The following is a 19,525-nucleotide window of genomic DNA, read 5'->3' on the forward strand; positions in this document are numbered from 1 at the left end:
TTTTAATGCAGTCTGGAGTGTCTGGAATGAAAGTGACTCTGCCCGCGTTCGGCCAAGCCTCAGTGCTGGTTGTTGGCGATGTAATGTTGGATCGTTACTGGTATGGCCCAACCAGCCGTATCTCTCCTGAAGCACCGGTTCCGGTGGTGAAAGTGGACACGGTTGAAGAGCGTCCTGGCGGCGCGGCAAACGTGGCGATGAACATTGCAGCACTCGGTGCCGTGTCGCGATTGATCGGCTTGACCGGTGAAGATGATGCGGCGCGTGTATTGAGTAACACACTGAAAGACGTCAACGTTCATTGTGACTTCGTGGCGGTTAAAAGCCATCCGACCATTACCAAGCTGCGCGTGCTTTCCCGCAATCAGCAGCTGATCCGACTCGATTTTGAAGAGGGCTTTGATCAGGTTGATCCGGAGCCGATTCACCAGAAAATGCGTGAGTCTCTGGCCGCAACGGGTGCGCTGGTGCTGTCCGATTATGCCAAAGGCGCGCTGTGCAGCGTGCAAACTATGATTACCCTGGCGCGCGAAGCTGGCGTGCCGGTATTAATCGACCCGAAGGGCACCGATTTTGTGCGCTACCGTGGTGCGACGCTGCTGACGCCGAACCTCTCTGAATTTGAAGCCGTGGTCGGCAAATGCAAAAACGAAGAGGAGATTGTGTCGCGCGGCATGCAGCTGATCACGGATTTTGATCTTTCCGCACTGCTGGTGACCCGTTCAGAAAATGGCATGACGCTGCTGCAGCCGGGTAAAGCGCCTCTGCATCTGCCGACTCAGGCACAGGAAGTCTATGACGTAACGGGTGCAGGCGATACGGTTATTGGCGTGCTGGCCGCGGCTTTAGCCGCGGGTGATTCGCTTGAGGAAGCTTGTTTCCTTGCCAACGCTGCGGCTGGCGTGGTGGTGGGTAAATTGGGTACCTCAACTGTCAGCACGGTGGAGCTGGAAAATGCGATTCACGCTCGCCCGGAACAGGGTTTCGGCATCATGACGGAAGCGCAGTTAAAAGCCGCCGTTGAGATGGCCCGCCGTCGTGGCGAAAAAGTGGTGATGACTAACGGCGTGTTCGACATTCTGCATGCAGGACATGTCTCTTATCTGGCCAACGCCCGTAAGCTCGGCGATCGCCTGATCGTCGCGGTGAACAGCGATGCGTCTACTAAGCGTCTGAAAGGTGAAAGCCGTCCGGTGAATCCGCAGGAAAACCGGATGATCGTGCTCGGCGCGCTTGAAGCGGTCGACTGGGTGGTGGTATTTGAAGAGGATACGCCGCAGCGTCTGATTGCGGGCATTCTGCCTGACCTGCTGGTCAAAGGTGGCGATTACAAACCGGAAGATATTGCAGGCAGTAAAGAAGTGTGGGCAAATGGCGGTGACGTAAAGGTGCTGAACTTCGAAGAGGGTATCTCTACCACCAACATTATCAAAACCATTCGCGGCAGCTAAAGCGGAGAGTAAGCGGGAGCCGGGCTCCCGCTAAAACGCTTATTCTGGCTTGTGGTCCACAACAGGTTTCACCCCGTCTGCAACCGGTGACGGTGAAGCGGCTGGCGAGGTCGCTACTGCTGAGGGTGGGGTGATCGCGGAAGTTGGCGTTGCTGTTGTGACCGGGGCAGTTGCAGTTGGTGGCGTACCGGCTGATGAACCCTGACTTTCCAGCTGGGCCAGGCGCTGCTCCAGCGCCGCCAGTTTCTCCCGTGTACGCAGTAATACCTGCGTTTGCACATCAAACTCTTCACGGTTGACCAGATCCATCCGGGTCAGCTGTGCCTGAAGAACCTGACGAATTTTCTTTTCGACATCATCACCAAACTCACGAACGCCTTTAGGCATCGCTTCGTGAACCTGACGGGCAAGTTTTTCAATTTTTTTCGTGTCGATCATGATGATTTCCTGGTTACGGGGAGCTGTGTCAGCGTGTTTACCAACGTAATAAGAGTTAAGTGTAATGCCAGAAATGAAAAGGATAAACCTCAAATCGGTAACGCAGGAAATGCAAAAGCAATTGCGCTATTGATGATTGCCGCCTCAAACGATCGGCGTTATAGTTGAGCGGCTTATTCTCAGGGCGGGGCGCAATTCCCCACCGGCGGTAAATCAGTTTCGGCTGAAAGCCCGCGAGCGCTTTATCTTGATGAAAAGAGAGGTAAAGGTCAGCAGATCCGGTGTAATTCCGGGGCCGACGGTTACAGTCCGGATGGGAGAGGGTAACGACATCTGTCGGACAATTGTGTCTGCTTCACGTCATGCCACGTCTTTTTGACGTCACTCCTAAGCACGCCCTGATTCTGGTAACCCATACATTTTAAGGTTTTTATTACCATGAATCAGACGCTACTTTCTGAATTTGGCACGCCTGAACAGCGTGTAGAACGTGCTATCGCCGCCCTGCGTAAGGGACGCGGTGTGATGGTACTCGACGATGAAAATCGTGAAAACGAAGGCGATATGATCTTCGCCGCAGAAACCATGACCGTTGAACAGATGGCACTAACTATTCGTCACGGCAGTGGCATCGTCTGCCTGTGCCTGACCGAAGCCCGTCGTCAGCAACTCGATCTGCCCATGATGGTGGAAAATAACACCAGCTCTTTTGGCACCGGCTTCACTGTGACTATTGAGGCCGCAGAAGGCGTCACAACTGGCGTCTCCGCACAGGACCGTATCACCACTATCCGCGCCGCCATTGCCGACAATGCTAAGCCTGCCGATCTGCACCGTCCTGGTCATGTTTTCCCATTGCGTGCCAGCGAAGGCGGTGTATTGACCCGTGGCGGGCATACGGAAGCGACCCTCGATTTAGTGACGCTGGCAGGCTTTAAACCCGCAGGTGTGCTGTGCGAACTGACCAACGACGACGGCACGATGGCCCATGCGCCTGAAGCGATTGCGTTCGCCCGTCAGCACAATATGCCGGTCGTAACCATCGAAGATCTGATTGCCTGGCGTCGCGAACACGAGACGCGCCACGCGAGCTAATCTGTCTACCGCGATAAACAGGCCTGTATTGGGCCTGTTTTCTTTCTGCCGTACGGCGATGGCGCGGCCTGACCTCTGATTTTCCCTCTCTCCTTGATGCTGAAAACTATGTCAGACCTGCCATTTTAAATCTCATTCAAATTTGCTGATGATCACCATCATGGTTATCAGCGTGATAAAGCGGCGAATGCGCGTATCGTAGTGGCTAACAAATAACCGATAACGGGGATCACAAATGAGCCAGTTACGAATGCCAGCGCTGTTTTTGGGTCACGGCAGCCCGATGAATGTCCTTGAAGAGAACCGTTATACCGCAGCGTGGCGTCACGCAGGCGACACTCTGCCACGTCCACGCGCGATTATTGCGGTTTCCGCGCACTGGTATACGCGCGGCACTGCCGTGACGGCAATGGCACATCCTAAAACTATTCATGATTTTGGTGGCTTTCCGCAGGCGCTGTTTGATACGCGCTATCCGGCACCAGGATCGCCTGAACTGGCTCAGCAGCTGGTGGAGCAGTTAGCGCCCGTTGCGGTGAAGCTGGATCACGAATGGGGGTTGGATCATGGTTCCTGGGGCGTCTTAATTAAGATGTATCCAGAGGCCGATATCCCTGTGGTGCAGCTAAGCATTGATAGCACCAGGCCTGCATCATGGCACTTTGAGATGGGTCAGAAACTGGCTGCACTGCGCGATCAGGGCGTGATGATTGTCGCCAGCGGCAATGTGGTACATAACCTGCGTAAAGTGCGCTGGGATGGCAGCAACGAAGTCTATCCCTGGGCAAGCAGTTTTGAACAGTTCGTCCGCGATAACCTGGTGGTTAAGAGCGATGCCGCTTCTCATGCGCTAGTCAACTTTATGGCGCATCCCGGTGCGGCGCTCTCTAACCCGACGCCTGAGCACTATCTGCCGCTGTTGTATGTACTTGGCGCACGTCAGCCGGATGACGCCATCAGCTTTCCGGTTGAGGGCATGGAGATGGGGGCCATCAGCATGTTGTCGGTTCAGGTAGGTTAGGAAAGAAAATAAGAGAAAACAGGCCAGAAGCTGGCCTGTTATTATCACGACGTGTCAGCCAATGAAAACTGCGGTGCGTTAACCTATAAAAGCGTGTGGATAGAAGCGAGAGAGATCCTGGGTGATCAGGTCGCGATCTTCACGCAGGCCGATACCGGCCGGTTGATCGTCAATCAGCCAGCTACCGATCAGCGTATAGCTGTCGCCAAATTTGGGCAGCGGATGGAACTGCTGGACGATCATTCCCTCTTCGCCGTACGGCCCATCGACGCGGGCGATCTCCTGACCATTTTCCACGATGCGGATGTTAGCGCCTTCACGCGAAAACAGTGGCTTAACCACATATTTGTCCATGTGCGGAACGTCATCTTCTGCAAACCATGCGGGCAGCAGGTTCGGGTGATTCGGGAACATCTCCCACAGCAGCGGCAGCAAGGCTTTGTTCGAGATGATGCTTTTCCATGCTGGTTCCAGCCAACGCACGCCAGCATCGCCCAGCTTGGTGGAGAACATCTCACGCAGCATGAATTCCCACGGATAGAGCTTAAACAGGTTGCTAATCACCTGATCCTGGGCGTCAGTAAATTCCCCTTTTTCGCCCAAGCCAATCTCATCAATATAGAGAAATTCACTCGGCAGACCTGCTTCTGTGGCGCAATCCTGAAGATATTGCACGGTGCCGCGATCTTCGTCGGTGTCGCGGCAGCAGGCAAAATGCAGCCAGTTAAAGCCGTGCTGCTGATGTAACGCGGCAAAGCGTTGAATCAGCTTTTCCTGCAGGCTATTAAACTGATCGCTGCCCGCGGGTAGCTGACCAGCGTTGAGCTGGTCTTCCAGCCAGAGCCACTGGAAAAACGCCGCTTCATACAGCGAGGTCGGCGTATCGGCATTATTCTCCAGTAGCTTGATATCGCTTTTACCATCCCAGGCGAGGTCGAGGCGTGAGTAAAGCGACGGCTGACGCTGATGCCATGAATCGCGCACGAAATCCCAGGTATGTTTGGGAATGCGGAATTTGGTCAGCAGCACTTCGCTGTTTACCACTTTTTCCACTACCTGCAGACACATCTGATGCAACTCAGCGGTCACATCTTCAATATGCTCGATTTGAGCCAGCGTGAACTGGTAATAAGCATCTTCACACCAGTAGGGTTCGCCATGCATGGTGTGAAAACGGAAACCGAACTCGATGGCTTTTTCGCGCCAGCCTGGGCGTTCTGAAATGGCAATGCGTTCCATCGGGGCATTAGCCTCCCATTGAGCGGCTGGAAGTGCTGCTAGCGCTGCTACGCTGCATGCTGTTCTGCTTCGCGACGGTTTCACCAAAGCCACCACGGGTAATGGTCGAGGTGGTCGCCGGTTTTGGTGCCAGCGCTGTTTTCGGCACGGTCATGGTTTTGCCTGCGGTGGCAGCGCCATAGTTACGGCCTGATGCATCAACAAACTGGCCGTTGGCCGGGCTGCGGGCATTTTTTGGCGAGAATAACGGTTGCTGTGCAAAGCCCGAGCCACCGCCCATCATACGGCCCATCATGTAACCTGCCATCAGTGGCATCCAGAAGCTGCCGCCACCCTGCTGTGATTCCGCATTGGTGGTGCCCACGCCAGCCTGAGCCGGTGTCTGCTGACACTGGTTTTCGCCAAATTCAGCGACACAATCTTCACGCGTGGCATATTTTGGCGCGGTGCGTTCCGCTTCTTTTTTGGCCTCATTGAATGCGGTCGTGCATTGCGCACTCTGGCCCGGATTAGCTTTCGAACAGTCATCCGCGTTCTGGTACATCGAAACAGTTTCATCGTTCTGTTCGCAGCCAGCCAGCATAAATACCGCCGAAACGGCGATAGCAACGGGCGTTAAATGGCGTGCCTGCCAGCTCTTGCGAAAAGCGGCATAGCGAATAGATTTTGTGCGTTTCATTATGATTATCCTGTGCCCAAAGGTAGCGCATAGAATAGGGGATGGGGGGGTAAAATTGAAGCTGGAGGCTTGATACAACAGGGATCTTTACTTAGTTATACGTTCGACAGAGAGACGGGCCGCAAAGCAGCCCGTCCACTGATTAATTACCGAAAGGATTACCGCTACTGTGGCGAGCCGCAGGACGCGCTGACGCAGAAGAGCCGGTTGCCACCGGACCGCTATCCACCCGTGCGGTCTGCTGCGCATTTTCCGGTGCCACTGTTTCCGGTGATGTCGGGATCTCTTTACCCAGCTGGCTATTCAGTTTCTGCAGGCTCTGCTCATTGAGCGTACCCAACGCATAGCTAATATTTAGCTGGTTAATCAGGTAGCTATAACGTGCATCAGAGAGCTGCTGCTTAGCATTGTAGAGCACGGTAGTCGCATCCAGCACATCAACGATGGTGCGCGTACCGACCTGATAGCCCGCTTCCGACGCATCCAGAGAGCTTTGCGCAGAGACCACCGCCTGTTTGTAGGCGTTGATGCTACTGATAGACGCATTCACATTGTTGAACGATGAGCGCACGGTCTGAACCGCAGAGCGATGTGCGCTCTCCAGCGCTTCACTGGCACTGACAAAGTTGTACTGCGCCTGTTTCACCTGAGATGTCACGCTGCCACCGCTATAGAGAGGCAGTGAGAAGCTCAGACCTACCTGGTTAGAACCGGTAATCGAGTCTGTAGAGCTTGTGCTCTGGTTGGCACGGCTGCCGCCATATTTGCTGTTTGACATGCCGGTCGAGGCGGTCAGACCCAGCGTCGGCATGTGTCCGGCTTCGGCGGAGCGAATCTGCTCACGGGCTAAATCCTGGTTCAGACGCGAAGAGAGTAACGACAGGTTACGGCTTTCCGCCTGCTTAAGCAGAGCGCTGACTGCTTCTGGCTTATCGGTTCTGAAGCGGTCAATGCTCAGGGAAGCCAGCGACATGTAGTCCATGCCGGTTATCTGACGTAACGTTTCCACGTTGTTATCGAGGTTATTACGCGCGGTCACTTCGTTAGCCAGCACGCTGTCATATTGCGCACGGGCGTTCTGTACATCAGTGATGGCAACCAGGCCAACGTTAAAGCGCTGAGTGGTTTGATCCAGCTCACGATAGATCGACTGTTTCTGCGCTTCGGTGTAAGAAAGAGTATCAATCGCTTTCAGCACGTTGAAGTAGGCGGTCGCGGTGTTCAGAATCAGATCCTGCTGTGCCACCTGATAGGTCACATCCTGAATACCGGCTGCTTTTTCCTGCAGGGTCAGCGCGCGCCATTTCGACATGTCGAAAATAGTCTGGGTTAATTGCAGCGAGCCGCTGGTCGTGTTGGAATGGATACCACTACTGTCGCGATAGCCGTTGTTGTAGGTGTAGTCTGCACCCAGGCCGAGCTGGGGTAATAATGGGCTGCGCGCTTCGTTGATTTTCTCAAAGGCAGAATCGCGATCGGCAGCGGCGCTGCGCAGGTCCGGGTTGCTCAGACGTGCTTGCTGGTAAACCTGAAGCAGGTCTTCGGCCTGGCTGGCGAAGCTGAAACCGCCCAGGCTCAGCCCAATAAAAAATGGGAGCAGTTTTTTCATTTGCATTCCTTTTGTTGCAGCAAATTGCAGTGTTTGCGCTGCCGGGTAAGCCAAAAAATTATCGCCGATTCTAGCAGAGGGCAACTGTGAGATAAGTTGGCTGAACGTGCCTTCTCCCCCTAATTTACGTAAATAATTCAGAAAGAACTACTTACACGGAGCACGGTTACAGGCTTTTTTCGCTCCACCTCAATCTGCACAAGGAACCCGATGATGCCGGAAGAAAAAAAATCCCCTGTGACTTTCACAAAAAACGATGTAGAAATTATTGCACGCGAAACCGTCTACGATGGTTTTTTTTCCGTTGTACGTTACCGTTTCCGCCACCGCCAGTTTAATGGCGAAATGAGTGGGGAAGTGCAGCGCGAAGTTTTTGAGCGCGGACATGCCGCTGTGCTGCTACCTTATGATCCCTTACGTGATGAAGTGGTGCTGATTGAACAGATCCGCATCCCGGCTTATGACAGCAGTTCTTCGCCCTGGCTGTTGGAGATGGTCGCCGGCATTATCGAGCCTGGTGAATCTGTTGAGCAGGTCGCGCGCCGTGAAGCCGTTGAAGAAGCAGGATTAGCAGTCGGCCGGATTAAGCCCGTGCTTAACTATCTGGCCAGCCCTGGCGGCACCAGCGAACGTTTGTCGGTGCTGATTGGGGAAGTGGATGCCAGCCAGGCAGAGGGATGCCATGGTCTGGAGGAAGAGAATGAGGATATTCTTGTCCATGTAGTGAGCCGCGAACAGGCTTACCGCTGGGTGGAAGAGGGGATAATCGACAATGCGGCATCTGTCATCGCCCTGCAATGGCTGGCGTTGCACTATGAAAAACTACGCGAAGAGTGGATACAAAAATGAAACAGCGTTATACCCCTGACTTTCCCGAAATGATGCGGCTCTGCGAAACCAATTTCGCCCAGTTACGCCGCTTGCTGCCGCGCAACGATGAGGCGGGAGAATCGGTGATCTATCAGGTGAGTGGCGCCCGTTATCAGCTGACGATTCAGGAGTCGACACGCTACACCACGCTGGTGGAGATCCGCCAGGTCGCACCTGCCGTGAGTTACTGGAGCCTGCCCTCGATGTTAGTACGGCTCTATCACGATGCGATGGTCGCCGAAGTGTGTTCAACTCAACAGATCTATCGTTTCAAAGCGCGCTATGATTATCCTAATAAAAAATTGCATCAGCGCGATGAAAAACATCAGATAAACCAGTTTCTCGCAGACTGGTTGCGCTACTGCCTGGCACATGGCGCGATGGCAGTTCCGGTCTGCTGATGCGTATAATGCAGTAAATGGCGTGGAGACGAAGGAAACGCTTTGGATAGCCTGCTAACTCTTCCTGCAGCGAACGGTTCCGAAATCAGAATTTTGCAAATCACGGATACCCACCTGTTTGCGGGAAAACATGAATCGCTACTTGGGGTTAACACCTGGTCGAGCTATGAAGCGGTGCTGGATGCGATTATTGCGCAACATCGCGACTACGATCTGATTATCGCCACCGGCGATCTCGCCCAGGATCACTCTATCGAAGCCTATCAGCATTTTGCTGAGGGCATCTCACGGTTGCCGCGGCCCTGCGTCTGGCTGCCCGGTAATCACGATTTTCAGCCTGCAATGGTCGACACGCTGGCGGCAGCCCACATCAATGCCCACAAGCAGGTGCTGGTAGGTGAGCAGTGGCAGATTGTGTTGCTCGACAGCCAGGTCTCAGGTGTACCGCATGGGATGCTGAGCGACTATCAGCTGGAGTGGCTCGATGATGCACTGGCCCGCTATCCACAACGCCATACACTGGTCCTGCTGCATCACCATCCGCTGGCCTCGGGCTGTACCTGGCTCGATCAGCACAGCCTGCGCAATTCCCATCAGCTCGATGCGGTGTTGCAGCATTACCCGTTAGCCCGCACGCTGGTCTGTGGTCATATTCATCAGGAGTTAGATCTTGAGTGGCATGGCCGCCGGGTGCTGGCCACGCCTTCAACCTGCGTACAGTTCAAACCACACTGCACCAGCTTTACGATTGACACCGTGGCCCCAGGCTGGCGCTGGTTTACTCTGCATCCGGATGGCGGCCTTGAGACCGAAGTTAACCGGCTCGACACCGACGCGTTTCGTCCCGACTTAGACTCAGAAGGATACTGACGCGTGGCGGCATTGCTCTATCTGCACGGTTTTAACAGCTCGCCGCAGTCGGCGAAGGCGGCTCAGTTCAGGCAATGGTTAGAAACGCAGCATCCGGAGATCGAAATGATCGTGCCGCAGCTGCCGACCTTTCCGGCCGATGCCGCAGCCATGCTGGAAGATTTGGTACTGAACCGCAGTGGCGAAATCCTGGGGCTGGTAGGCTCTTCGCTGGGCGGTTATTATGCAACCTGGCTGTCGCAATGCTTTATGCTGCCAGCCGTGGTCGTCAATCCCGCAGTGCGGCCTTTTGAGCTGCTGGCGGATTTTCTCGGCGAAAATCAGAATCCCTACACCGGCCAGCAATATGTGTTAGAGTCTCGCCACATTTACGATCTCAAAGTGATGCAGATTGACCCGCTGGAAGCGCCCGATTTACTCTGGTTGCTGCAACAGACCGGCGATGAAGTTCTCGATTACCGACAGGCGCTCGACTATTACAGTGCGTGCCGTCACACGGTAGAAGAGGGCGGAAATCATGCATTTACTGGATTCGAGCGCCATTTCCCGCAGATTCTGGACTTTCTTGGTCTGAATCATCCCTGAGTAATGCGGAAATCGCACCCCATTTCACCCTTCTAATCAGACATTTACGATGAGTCAATCTAACTATAACGCGGATGCCATTGAGGTCCTGACTGGCCTTGAGCCTGTTCGCCGTCGCCCGGGGATGTACACCGATACGACGCGGCCCAACCATTTGGGTCAGGAAGTGATTGATAACAGCGTCGATGAGGCGCTGGGTGGCCACGCGAAGCGGGTTGAAGTGATTCTGCACGCTGACCAGTCGCTGGAAGTTATTGATGATGGTCGCGGCATGCCGGTGGATATTCACCCGGAAGAGGGCGTGCCTGCTGTCGAGCTGATTCTGTGTCGTCTGCATGCGGGCGGCAAGTTCTCCAATAAAAACTATCAGTTCTCGGGCGGCCTGCACGGCGTCGGTATTTCGGTGGTTAACGCCCTGTCAAAACGCGTCGAAGTCACGGTGCGCCGTAATGGCGAAATCTATGACATGGCGTTTGAAAATGGCGACAAAGTACAGGATCTTACCGTCACCGGTACGGTTGCTAAACGCAACACCGGCACGCGCGTTCATTTCTGGCCTGATGAAAGCTTCTTCGACAGCCCGCGCTTTTCGGTATCGCGCTTATCACATCTGCTGAAAGCTAAAGCGGTGCTCTGTCCTGGCGTTGAGATTGTCTTTAAAGACAAGCTTAACAACACCGAACAGCGCTGGTGCTACGAAGATGGTTTGACAGACTACCTGTGTGAAGCGGTGAATGGCTTACCGACGCTACCGGAAAAACCGTTTGTCGGCAGCTTTGCCGGTGATGTGGAAGCGGTTGATTGGGCGCTGTTGTGGCTGCCGGAAGGCGGTGAGTTATTAACCGAAAGCTACGTTAACCTGATCCCGACCATGCAGGGCGGTACCCATGTTAACGGTCTCCGTCAGGGGCTGCTGGATGCGATGCGCGAGTTCTGCGAATACCGCAATATCCTGCCGCGTGGCGTAAAACTCTCAGCGGAAGATATCTGGGATCGCTGCGCCTATGTGCTGTCGGTGAAAATGCAGGATCCGCAGTTCGCCGGGCAGACGAAAGAGCGTCTCTCTTCACGTCAGTGCGCCGCCTTTGTCTCTGGCGTAGTAAAAGATGCCTTTAGCCTGTGGCTGAATCAGAACATTCAGATAGCTGAACAACTGGCTGAGCTGGCGATCTCCAGCGCCCAGCGACGTATGCGGGCAGCCAAAAAAGTGGTACGTAAAAAGCTTACCAGCGGTCCGGCTCTGCCGGGCAAACTGGCGGACTGCACCGCGCAGGATCTGAATAAAACAGAACTGTTCCTGGTTGAAGGGGACTCGGCAGGCGGATCGGCCAAGCAGGCACGCGATCGTGAATATCAGGCGATCATGCCGCTTAAAGGCAAGATCCTGAATACCTGGGAAGTCTCTTCCGATGAGGTGCTGGCGTCGCAGGAAGTGCATGATATTTCAGTGGCGATCGGCATCGATCCCGACAGCGAAGATCTTTCGCAGCTGCGCTACGGCAAAATCTGCATTCTGGCGGATGCGGATTCCGATGGTCTGCACATCGCCACGCTGCTCTGTGCGCTGTTCGTTAAACATTTCCGCTCACTGGTCAGAAACGGGCACGTTTACGTCGCCATGCCGCCACTTTACCGTATCGATCTCGGTAAAGAAGTCTACTACGCGCTCGATGAAGATGAGAAAGAGGGCGTGCTGGAGCTGCTGAAACGTAAAAAGGGCAAACCTAACGTTCAGCGCTTCAAAGGGCTGGGTGAGATGAACCCACTGCAGTTGCGCGAAACGACGCTGGATCCGAATACCCGCCGTCTGGTACAGCTGACAATTAGCGAAGAGGATATCGATCAGACGCTGCGTATGATGGATATGCTGCTGGCGAAAAAACGTTCCGAAGACCGGCGTAACTGGTTGCAGGAAAAAGGCGATATGGCCGATATTGAAGTCTAAAAAACAGGACGCGAAAGCGTCCTGTTCTCTTTGTGTTTCATTCATCGCCAGCGGATTGCGATCGGACAGCTGATCCACTCAGCCGAGTCAGCAACCGTTGTGAAAATGATCCTGGAAGCGTTACGCGCCTGGATGGCGGTGGTGGACAGCGGATCCATTAACTGCGACGGCATACCCGCTGGCGCAAACCAGTTAGGTATCAGTCGGGCGTTGTCCCGGCTGCAGAGCAAGCTGCAGACCCCCTGGGGCATCGCACACCCGACGGCTGGCGCTGACCGAAGAGGGGCGGGTCTTTCTGGAGCATGCGCACCCGATCCTGGCCCCGGGTTGAGCAGGCTGAAGAGCAGATGTCCAGCAGTGTGAAATAACGTCAGGACGGCTGCGGGTCAACGCCGCTACGCCCTTTATGCTGTCGGTGATTGTGCCGCGGGTGGACGATTTCCGCGCCCGTTATCCCCTGATCCCTGTGCCGGCTCGATCTCACAGCGACTGTGGCCGGAATTTGTCACCAGCCTTAACCCCGTTGACACAACCGGGGTTAGGCTTCAGCAATAATCAGGCGCTGGGTTCCAGCACCAGAATCTTCACATCCACGACATCATCTTTGATGATGGCACGATGCGCATCCATGTGCGGCATCTGCTGATGCTGCTCCAGATGGCGGAGCGTTTCCCACTGTTCCAGCATGAAAATGGAGTCCGGCGAGTTTTGCTTCCACGGCACCTGAGCCTGATGGTCCAGCAGGGCATCATATTGATGGCAGCCTTCTTCCGCTAAAACCTGCGGGATCAGCTTTTTCACGGCATCCAGTACTGCCTGACGGCGACCGGGTCTTACACAAATTTCAGCAACGACTGTTAACATTAGCAAATTCCTCTTTCATGCATGGGAAGTTAGGGGGTATCCCCCAGTCATCTTACGCAAAAATGCGGCTAAGATGGGTCCGATAAGCGGCGATATCACGTGGTACGTCCGGTGCTTTAATCACGTCGTTGCAGATAAAGGTCGGCAGCGCTTCCATTCCCAGGAACTGGTTAGCTTTGTGGAAGTGCAGATAGAGACCATCGACGCCGACGCCTTCAAAGAACTGCTCCGGGTCGGTAAAGGCCTGCAGTGGCGCATTCCAGGTCAGTGAAAGCATATATTTTTTGCCCTGCAGCAGACCGCCGGAACCATATTTCTTCGCTGCATCGGAGCGGGTACGGCCATCGCTGGCGTAGAGCGATCCGTAGCCTTCTGTAAAGACTTCATCAATATAACGCTTCACCGTCCAGGGTTCGCCCATCCACCAGCCAGGCATCTGATAAATCACCACATCGCTGTCGACATATTTCTGCACTTCATCGGCGAGCACGTAGTCGCTGTCAGCCACGGTCACTGACACCTCATGCCCCATGTCACGCAGCTGGCTGACTGCAACATCGGTCAGGGTGTGGTTCAGTTCGCCTTTAGAGTGGGCAAAAGTTTTACCACCATCGATAATTAAAATCCTGCTCATAAATACTTTGCCTCGTTTCCTGAATATGGTAATCAGCTTACGCCCAGTGCGGACGCAGAAAAATGGGAAGTTGATCACAACACTTTTGCTGTGGCAGCAACAATGCGCCAGTTTATGGCACCATCGGCAGGAAAACCCACCGTGAAAAAATCAAAATGAAAAAAATCGTCTTCTCTTTGCTGCTAGCCAGCAGCAGTGCTGTCCACGCACAATCTCACCTCGACACCATCCTCAGTTCTGGAACGCTAAAGGTCTGCACCACCGGGGATTACAAACCTTACAGCTTTCTGCGACCTGATGGTCAGTTTGAAGGGCTGGATATCAGCATGGCAAACGCGCTGGCCACCTCACTCGGCGCGAAAGTACAGTGGGTACCGACCAGCTGGAAAAACCTGATGCCCGATTTCCTGGCAAAGCAGTGTGATATCGCCGTGGGTGGCATCTCCGTCACGCTGAAACGCCAGCAGACAGCCTGGTTCGCCCGGCCGCTGGATGTGGATGGAAAAATTCCGCTGGTGCGCTGTACCGATAAAGATCGCTTTCAGACCCTCGGGCAGCTCAACCGACCCGATGTCCGGCTGATCGAACCGGCGGGCGGCACCAACGAAGCCTTTGTACACAGCCATCTGCCAAAGGCATCACTGACGCTGTTCCACGATAATGTCACCATCTTCCAGCAATTGGTGGACAACAAAGCGGACGTGATGATCACCGATGCCTCTGAAGCACGTTATCAGCAGCAGCGTTATCCGACGCTCTGTGCGATCAATGCCGACAAACCGCTGCAGTATGGGGAGAAGGCTTACATGATTCCGCGTGATGACATTAGCTGGAAGCTGTATGTCGATCAGTGGCTTCATCTCAGTACCGCCACTGGCGAATATCATGATATTGCACGCCAGTGGATGGGCGAAAAGCCCTGACTCCCTTCCGCAGAGAGGTCAGGTTCTCGCCGGTCTCAATCCGGCGTTTATCCGGCGGGTGAAATCGCGCTGGCGGAACGCTTGCCGTCCCGCGCTTCCCCTGTGACTAACACCAGCGAATAAGGTACTATCCTCGCCAAACCACCGCCGGGTGTCCCGCCGTTGTGGGCCACGATGTGAGGATGAGAAATTAATGAGTGAACTGACTCAGGATGGTGCAGAGCGTCTTGCCCTGCATACATTCACCGAGAATGCGTACTTAAACTATTCGATGTACGTCATCATGGACCGCGCCCTGCCTTACATTGGCGACGGATTAAAGCCAGTTCAGCGACGTATCGTCTACGCCATGTCTGAACTGGGGCTTAGCGCCAGCGCAAAATTCAAGAAATCGGCGCGTACTGTGGGTGACGTGCTGGGTAAATACCATCCGCATGGTGACAGTGCCTGCTATGAAGCGATGGTATTGATGGCGCAGCCATTCTCCTACCGTTACCCGCTGGTCGACGGTCAGGGTAACTGGGGTGCGCCGGATGATCCCAAGTCATTTGCGGCGATGCGATATACCGAATCCCGTCTGTCAAAATATGCCGAGCTGCTGCTGGGGGAGCTGGGTCAGGGTACGGTAGATTATCAGCCGAACTTTGACGGCACGCTGCAGGAGCCGAAGATGTTGCCGGCGCGCCTGCCCAATATTCTGCTGAACGGCACCACCGGTATTGCGGTCGGCATGGCGACCGATATTCCGCCACACAACCTGCGCGAAGTGGCTCAGGCCGCCATCGCACTGATCGACGCACCGAAAACCACGCTGGAACAGCTGCTGGATATTGTCCAGGGGCCTGATTATCCTACAGAGGCGGAAATCATTACGCCGCGTGACGAGATTCGCAAAATGTATCAGACCGGTCGCGGCTCTATTCGCCAGCGTGCGGTATGGAAGAAAGAAGAGGGTGAGGCGGTGATCACCGCGCTGCCGCATCAGGTGTCAGGCGCGCGCGTGCTGGAGCAGATTGCTAGCCAGATGCGCAATAAAAAGCTGCCGATGGTAGAGGATCTGCGTGATGAATCTGACCACGAGAACCCGACCCGCCTGGTGATCGTTCCGCGCTCCAACCGCGTCGATCTCGACCAAGTGATGAACCATCTGTTCGCTACCACCGATCTGGAGAAGAGCTACCGCGTCAACCTCAACATGATCGGTCTGGACAACCGTCCGGCGGTTAAAAATCTGCATGAGATCCTGACCGAATGGCTGGTGTTCCGCCGCGATACGGTCAAACGTCGTCTTAATTACCGACTGGAGCGAGTGCTGCGCCGCCTGCATATCCTGGAAGGTTTGCTGGTCGCGTTTTTGAACATCGATGAAGTGATCGAGATCATCCGTACTGAGGATGAGCCGAAGCCGGTCCTGATGTCACGTTTTGGCATCAGTGAAACCCAGGCCGAATCGATCCTCGAACTGAAGTTGCGCCACCTGGCAAAACTGGAAGAGATGAAGATTCGTGGCGAGCAGGCGGAGCTGGAAAAAGAGCGCGATCAGCTGCAGGCTACACTGGCCTCTGAACGCAAGATGAACACGCTATTGAAAAAAGAGTTACAGGCTGACAGCGCCAGCTACGGCGACGAGCGTCGTTCGCCACTGCGTGAGCGTGAAGAAGCCAAAGCCCTGAGCGAAACTGAGTTGGTGCCCTCTGAACCGGTCACCATTGTGCTGTCGCAGATGGGCTGGGTGCGCAGTGCCAAAGGTCACGATATCGATCCCGCCGGGCTTAGCTACAAAGCGGGTGACAGCTATCTGGCTGCTGCACGCGGCAAGAGCAATCAGCCAGTGGCCTTTATCGACTCCACCGGCCGCAGCTACACGCTGGATCCAACATCGCTGCCTTCAGCGCGCGGGCAGGGCGAGCCACTGACCGGCAAGCTGACGCCGCCGCCAGGTGCGGTGGTTGAGCAGGTGCTGATGGAGCCAGACGACCAGCGGCTGCTGATGTCCTCTGATGCGGGTTATGGCTTTATCTGTACCTTCAGCGATCTGGTGTCGCGTAACCGCGCCGGTAAAGCACTGCTGACGCTGCCGGAAAACGCCCGCGTGATGACGCCGATGGCGGTGCATCATGAAGATGACATGCTGCTGGCGATTACGCAGGCGGGACGGATGCTGATGTTCCCGGTCGGCGAGCTGCCGCAGATGTCGAAAGGCAAGGGTAACAAAATCATCTCGATTCCATCAGCGGAAGCGGCCGCCGGTCAGGACAAACTGGCCTGGCTGATGATCCTGCCGCCGGGCAGCGCTATCACGCTGCACGTTGGCAAACGTAAAATGCTGCTGCGCAGTGAGGAGCTACAGAAATTCCGCGCCGATCGCGGACGTCGCGGCACGCTGTTACCGCGCGGCCTACAAAAAATTGATCGTGTTGAGCTGGATGCGCCTGCGCGTCCGGTGAGCCCGGATAGCGAAGCGTAAACTACCCGGCTGACCTTGCGTCAGCCGTGGCTCAATGAGGGAACTATGTTACTGATTCTGCGTACCATTATCGTCGTCGTCTATTCGATCTTAGTCTGTATATTTGGCTGCATCTGGTGCCTTTTTTCACCGCGCAATCCGCGTCACGTCGCCACTTTTGGCCATCTGCTCGGCAAATTGTCGACGGTATTTGGCCTTAAAGTAGAACTGCGCAGACCGGAAGGGGCTGAGGATTATGGTAATGCAATCTACATCGCGAACCATCAGAATAACTACGACATGGTCACCGCGGCCAAAATTGTGCAGCCCTGTACGGTGACGGTGGGCAAGAAAAGCCTGTTATGGGTGCCCTTTTTTGGCCTGCTCTACTGGCTGACCGGCAACCTGCTGATTGATCGCGATGATCGAGCCAAAGCGCGCGGCACTATCGGTGAGCTTGTGGATCAGTTCAAGCGTAAGCGCATCTCCATCTGGATGTTCCCGGAAGGGACGCGTAGCCGTGGTCGCGGCCTGCTGCCGTTTAAAACCGGTGCCTTTCACGCAGCCGTGGCGGCGGGTGTGCCGATCATTCCGATTGTGGTCTCCAACACGCATGGCAAGATCAATCTCAATCGCTGGAAAAACGGGCTGGTGATCGTTGAGATGCTGCCACCGGTTGATGTGAAGGCGTTCGAGTCTTCTTCGGTGCGTAAGCTGGCCACTCACTGTCGCGAACTGATGGCAGCGAAGCTGGAAGAGCTTAACGCCGAAGTCGCAGAACGCGAAAAAAACGGAAATATCTGACCGGCGAACTATCTGCCGAACTATCCTGCATGGATGCCGCACGGCGGGCTCTTAGGCTCGCCGTGAACGCAGCACAGCAAAAAACAGAGCAATAAAAACAGGGTCGGCGCTCAGCGCCACGGGTAAAGGGTCAGAAGTTTTATGTCTTTCAGCAGACGTCAGTTCATCCAGCTTTCTGCTGGAGTGGCGCTTAGCGCCAGTGCTATACCGCATGCAGCGCACGCCGCTTCTTCAGCTAATGGCGATACGCCACTTCCGATTCCGCCACTGCTGGAATCCCGTCGCGGCCAGCCGCTGTTTCTGACAATGCAGCGCAGCCACTGGTCTTTTAATGGCGACAACAACAAAGTGCCGGTGTGGGGCATTAATGGCCTCTATCTTGGTCCGACCGTTCGGGTTTACAGCGGTGACGACGTTAAGCTGATCTACAGCAACCGGCTGAACGAGCCTGTCTCTATGACCATCAGCGGCCTGCAGTTGCCGGGCGCACTGATGGGTGGCGCGCCGCGTATGATGTCGGCCGGTGTCGACTGGTCGCCGGTATTGCCGATTCGTCAGGCGGCCGCAACCTGCTGGTATCACGCCAACACGCCCAACCGCATGGCTCCGCACATCTACAACGGTCTGGCGGGCATGTGGCTGGTGGAAGATGATATCGGCAAACAGTTGCCGTTGCCGAAGCATTACGGCGTCGATGACTTCCCGATTATCATTCAGGACAAGCGGCTCGATAACTTTGCCACGCCAGTTTATGATCCGCCGCGCGATGGTGGATTCCTGGGTGACACGCTGCTGGTGAATGGCGTGCGCAATCCCTTTGTTGAGGTGTCACGCGGTTGGGTCCGTCTGCGTCTGCTGAACGCCTCGAATGCACGGCGTTATGAGATGGTGCTCAGCGACAATCGCCCATTTATGGTGATTGCCAGCGATCAGGGCTATCTGTCTGCGCCGGTAGCGGTGCAGCGTCTGTCACTGGCACCGGGCGAACGCCGCGAAGTGCTGGTGGATATGTCGCAGGGCGATGAAGTGTCGATTACTGCAGGTACGGCGGCGGGCATTATGGATCGGCTGCGTGGTTTCTTTGAGCCATCCTCTATCCTGACCTCTACTCTGATCCTGACGCTGCGGCCAACCGGCTTACTGCCGCTGGTGACGGACAATCTGCCGATGCGGCTGCTGGCCGATCAGATTCTGGATGGCGTGGCAGTGCGCACACGCGAATTCCGCATCGGTGACAGCATGCCGGGCATTAATGGCGTGCTCTGGGACATGAATCGCATTGACACCACCGCGCAGCAGGGCACCTTTGAGCGCTGGATCCTGCACGCCGACCGCCCACAGTCGCTGCATATTCAGGGCGTCATGTTCCTGATTAAAAGTGTGAATGGTGCACAGCCAATGGGCGAAGATCGGGGGTGGAAAGATACGGTATGGGTTGATGGCAGCGTGGAACTGATGGTCAGCTTCCCGCAAAGTTCATCAGATCATTTCCCATTCGTTTATTACAGTCAGACGCTGGAACTGGCCGATCGCGGTACCGCGGGTCAGCTGGTGGTGCAGCCCACCTCATAACAGCGCGGTCAGGCAGAGACAACCCGCCTGACCGCGTTAATTGCTGTCTGCCCGGCAGCCGCAGGGCAGACAAGGTGAG

At 55.2% G+C, this 19,525-nt stretch carries 18 protein-coding genes, 1 pseudogene and 1 riboswitch; of the genes and pseudogenes, 13 read left to right on the top strand and 6 right to left on the bottom strand.

Features of this window, described 5'->3' with window-relative positions; all coding sequences use genetic code 11:
- Positions 1 to 26: 26 nt before the first annotated feature.
- On the top strand, positions 27 to 1,451 hold the full coding sequence (gene hldE, locus WFO64_RS11185) for a bifunctional D-glycero-beta-D-manno-heptose-7-phosphate kinase/D-glycero-beta-D-manno-heptose 1-phosphate adenylyltransferase HldE (protein ID WP_337011659.1): 1,425 nt from the start codon (positions 27 to 29) through the stop codon (positions 1,449 to 1,451).
- Positions 1,452 to 1,490: 39 nt separating this feature from the next.
- Here hldE and ubiK read toward each other — a convergent pair whose 3' ends face one another.
- Complete coding sequence (gene ubiK, locus WFO64_RS11190; protein ID WP_337011661.1) at positions 1,491 to 1,889, bottom strand: ubiquinone biosynthesis accessory factor UbiK; 399 nt, start codon at positions 1,887 to 1,889, stop codon at positions 1,491 to 1,493.
- A 171-nt stretch (positions 1,890 to 2,060) separates the two neighbouring features.
- A riboswitch (FMN riboswitch) is annotated at positions 2,061 to 2,218 on the top strand.
- A 109-nt stretch (positions 2,219 to 2,327) separates the two neighbouring features.
- Between ubiK and ribB the strand changes: the two genes are divergently transcribed.
- Positions 2,328 to 2,984 (top strand): 3,4-dihydroxy-2-butanone-4-phosphate synthase, encoded by a 657-nt coding sequence (gene ribB / locus WFO64_RS11195; protein WP_337011663.1) that lies wholly within the window; start codon positions 2,328 to 2,330, stop codon positions 2,982 to 2,984.
- Positions 2,985 to 3,219: 235 nt separating this feature from the next.
- The gene (ygiD, locus tag WFO64_RS11200) at positions 3,220 to 4,005 is read left to right on the top strand and encodes a 4,5-DOPA dioxygenase extradiol (RefSeq protein ID WP_337011665.1); all 786 of its coding nucleotides are present in this window, start codon (positions 3,220 to 3,222) and stop codon (positions 4,003 to 4,005) included.
- Between the two features lie 78 nt (positions 4,006 to 4,083).
- Here the strand turns inward: ygiD and WFO64_RS11205 are convergent, their stop codons facing one another.
- The 3 genes from WFO64_RS11205 to tolC form a co-directional block, all read right to left on the bottom strand.
- Positions 4,084 to 5,244 carry a glutathionylspermidine synthase family protein gene (locus WFO64_RS11205; RefSeq protein WP_337011667.1) on the bottom strand — a complete coding sequence of 387 codons (1,161 nt, stop codon included), beginning with the start codon at positions 5,242 to 5,244 and terminating at the stop codon, positions 4,084 to 4,086.
- Between the two features lie 7 nt (positions 5,245 to 5,251).
- A complete protein-coding gene (locus WFO64_RS11210) occupies positions 5,252 to 5,923 on the bottom strand; it encodes a DUF1190 family protein (protein ID WP_337011670.1) in 672 nt (223 codons plus the stop codon).
- Between the two features lie 142 nt (positions 5,924 to 6,065).
- On the bottom strand, positions 6,066 to 7,532 hold the full coding sequence (tolC, locus tag WFO64_RS11215; protein WP_337011672.1) for an outer membrane channel protein TolC: 1,467 nt from the start codon (positions 7,530 to 7,532) through the stop codon (positions 6,066 to 6,068).
- Between the two features lie 213 nt (positions 7,533 to 7,745).
- Between tolC and nudF the strand changes: the two genes are divergently transcribed.
- From nudF to WFO64_RS22575, 6 genes and pseudogenes are all read left to right on the top strand, one after another.
- Entirely contained in the window at positions 7,746 to 8,381 is a 636-nt protein-coding gene (gene nudF / locus WFO64_RS11220) for an ADP-ribose diphosphatase (RefSeq protein ID WP_337012060.1), read from the top strand.
- A complete protein-coding gene (locus WFO64_RS11225) occupies positions 8,378 to 8,803 on the top strand; it encodes a DUF1249 family protein (protein ID WP_337011674.1) in 426 nt (141 codons plus the stop codon). Before nudF ends, WFO64_RS11225 begins: the two co-directional genes overlap by 4 nt.
- A 42-nt stretch (positions 8,804 to 8,845) precedes the next feature.
- On the top strand, positions 8,846 to 9,673 hold the full coding sequence (cpdA, locus tag WFO64_RS11230) for a 3',5'-cyclic-AMP phosphodiesterase (protein WP_337011676.1): 828 nt from the start codon (positions 8,846 to 8,848) through the stop codon (positions 9,671 to 9,673).
- A 3-nt stretch (positions 9,674 to 9,676) separates the two neighbouring features.
- A complete protein-coding gene (gene yqiA / locus WFO64_RS11235; protein ID WP_337011678.1) occupies positions 9,677 to 10,258 on the top strand; it encodes an esterase YqiA in 582 nt (193 codons plus the stop codon).
- A gap of 49 nt (positions 10,259 to 10,307) precedes the next feature.
- A complete protein-coding gene (gene parE / locus WFO64_RS11240) occupies positions 10,308 to 12,203 on the top strand; it encodes a DNA topoisomerase IV subunit B (RefSeq protein ID WP_337011680.1) in 1,896 nt (631 codons plus the stop codon).
- 99 nt (positions 12,204 to 12,302) lie between these two features.
- Positions 12,303 to 12,666 (top strand): annotated as a pseudogene (locus WFO64_RS22575) (LysR family transcriptional regulator); the annotation flags it as partial.
- A 92-nt stretch (positions 12,667 to 12,758) separates the two neighbouring features.
- Here WFO64_RS22575 and WFO64_RS11245 read toward each other — a convergent pair.
- Together WFO64_RS11245 and WFO64_RS11250 are read right to left on the bottom strand one after the other, a co-directional pair.
- Complete coding sequence (locus WFO64_RS11245; protein WP_337011682.1) at positions 12,759 to 13,067, bottom strand: putative quinol monooxygenase; 309 nt, start codon at positions 13,065 to 13,067, stop codon at positions 12,759 to 12,761.
- Between the two features lie 52 nt (positions 13,068 to 13,119).
- Positions 13,120 to 13,701, bottom strand: a complete 582-nt coding sequence (locus tag WFO64_RS11250) for an NAD(P)H-dependent oxidoreductase (RefSeq protein ID WP_337011684.1) — start codon at positions 13,699 to 13,701, stop codon at positions 13,120 to 13,122.
- 155 nt (positions 13,702 to 13,856) lie between these two features.
- Between WFO64_RS11250 and WFO64_RS11255 the strand changes: the two genes are divergently transcribed.
- The 4 genes from WFO64_RS11255 to ftsP all read left to right on the top strand — a co-directional run bounded on the left by WFO64_RS11255 (position 13,857) and on the right by ftsP (position 19,446).
- Positions 13,857 to 14,624 (top strand): transporter substrate-binding domain-containing protein, encoded by a 768-nt coding sequence (locus WFO64_RS11255; RefSeq protein ID WP_337011686.1) that lies wholly within the window; start codon positions 13,857 to 13,859, stop codon positions 14,622 to 14,624.
- 193 nt (positions 14,625 to 14,817) lie between these two features.
- Entirely contained in the window at positions 14,818 to 17,091 is a 2,274-nt protein-coding gene (gene parC / locus WFO64_RS11260; protein ID WP_337011688.1) for a DNA topoisomerase IV subunit A, read from the top strand.
- Positions 17,092 to 17,136: 45 nt separating this feature from the next.
- Positions 17,137 to 17,874 carry a 1-acylglycerol-3-phosphate O-acyltransferase gene (locus WFO64_RS11265; RefSeq protein ID WP_337011690.1) on the top strand — a complete coding sequence of 246 codons (738 nt, stop codon included), beginning with the start codon at positions 17,137 to 17,139 and terminating at the stop codon, positions 17,872 to 17,874.
- Positions 17,875 to 18,015: 141 nt separating this feature from the next.
- Positions 18,016 to 19,446: a cell division protein FtsP gene (gene ftsP / locus WFO64_RS11270; RefSeq protein ID WP_337011692.1), complete on the top strand. Its 1,431-nt coding sequence runs from the start codon at positions 18,016 to 18,018 to the stop codon at positions 19,444 to 19,446.
- The last annotated feature ends 79 nt before the right edge of the window (positions 19,447 to 19,525 follow it).

Source organism: Pantoea sp. AS142 (genome assembly GCF_037152305.1).
Lineage (GTDB): Bacteria > Pseudomonadota > Gammaproteobacteria > Enterobacterales > Enterobacteriaceae > Pantoea.

What these genes read in the sequence shown, in the direction of transcription:
- parE (WP_337011680.1), top strand. Translation starts at nt 10,308, where the DNA reads ATGAGTCAATCTAACTATAACGCGGATGCCATTGAGGTCCTGACTGGC.
- parC (WP_337011688.1), top strand. Translation starts at nt 14,818, where the DNA reads ATGAGTGAACTGACTCAGGATGGTGCAGAGCGTCTTGCCCTGCATACA.
- ribB (WP_337011663.1), top strand. Translation starts at nt 2,328, where the DNA reads ATGAATCAGACGCTACTTTCTGAATTTGGCACGCCTGAACAGCGTGTA.
- ubiK (WP_337011661.1), bottom strand. Translation starts at nt 1,889, where the DNA reads ATGATCGACACGAAAAAAATTGAAAAACTTGCCCGTCAGGTTCACGAA.
- WFO64_RS11210 (WP_337011670.1), bottom strand. Translation starts at nt 5,923, where the DNA reads ATGAAACGCACAAAATCTATTCGCTATGCCGCTTTTCGCAAGAGCTGG.
- nudF (WP_337012060.1), top strand. Translation starts at nt 7,746, where the DNA reads ATGCCGGAAGAAAAAAAATCCCCTGTGACTTTCACAAAAAACGATGTA.
- WFO64_RS11255 (WP_337011686.1), top strand. Translation starts at nt 13,857, where the DNA reads ATGAAAAAAATCGTCTTCTCTTTGCTGCTAGCCAGCAGCAGTGCTGTC.
- ygiD (WP_337011665.1), top strand. Translation starts at nt 3,220, where the DNA reads ATGAGCCAGTTACGAATGCCAGCGCTGTTTTTGGGTCACGGCAGCCCG.
- WFO64_RS11250 (WP_337011684.1), bottom strand. Translation starts at nt 13,701, where the DNA reads ATGAGCAGGATTTTAATTATCGATGGTGGTAAAACTTTTGCCCACTCT.
- WFO64_RS11205 (WP_337011667.1), bottom strand. Translation starts at nt 5,244, where the DNA reads ATGGAACGCATTGCCATTTCAGAACGCCCAGGCTGGCGCGAAAAAGCC.
- ftsP (WP_337011692.1), top strand. Translation starts at nt 18,016, where the DNA reads ATGTCTTTCAGCAGACGTCAGTTCATCCAGCTTTCTGCTGGAGTGGCG.
- tolC (WP_337011672.1), bottom strand. Translation starts at nt 7,532, where the DNA reads ATGAAAAAACTGCTCCCATTTTTTATTGGGCTGAGCCTGGGCGGTTTC.
- WFO64_RS11225 (WP_337011674.1), top strand. Translation starts at nt 8,378, where the DNA reads ATGAAACAGCGTTATACCCCTGACTTTCCCGAAATGATGCGGCTCTGC.
- WFO64_RS11265 (WP_337011690.1), top strand. Translation starts at nt 17,137, where the DNA reads ATGTTACTGATTCTGCGTACCATTATCGTCGTCGTCTATTCGATCTTA.
- hldE (WP_337011659.1), top strand. Translation starts at nt 27, where the DNA reads ATGAAAGTGACTCTGCCCGCGTTCGGCCAAGCCTCAGTGCTGGTTGTT.
- WFO64_RS11245 (WP_337011682.1), bottom strand. Translation starts at nt 13,067, where the DNA reads ATGTTAACAGTCGTTGCTGAAATTTGTGTAAGACCCGGTCGCCGTCAG.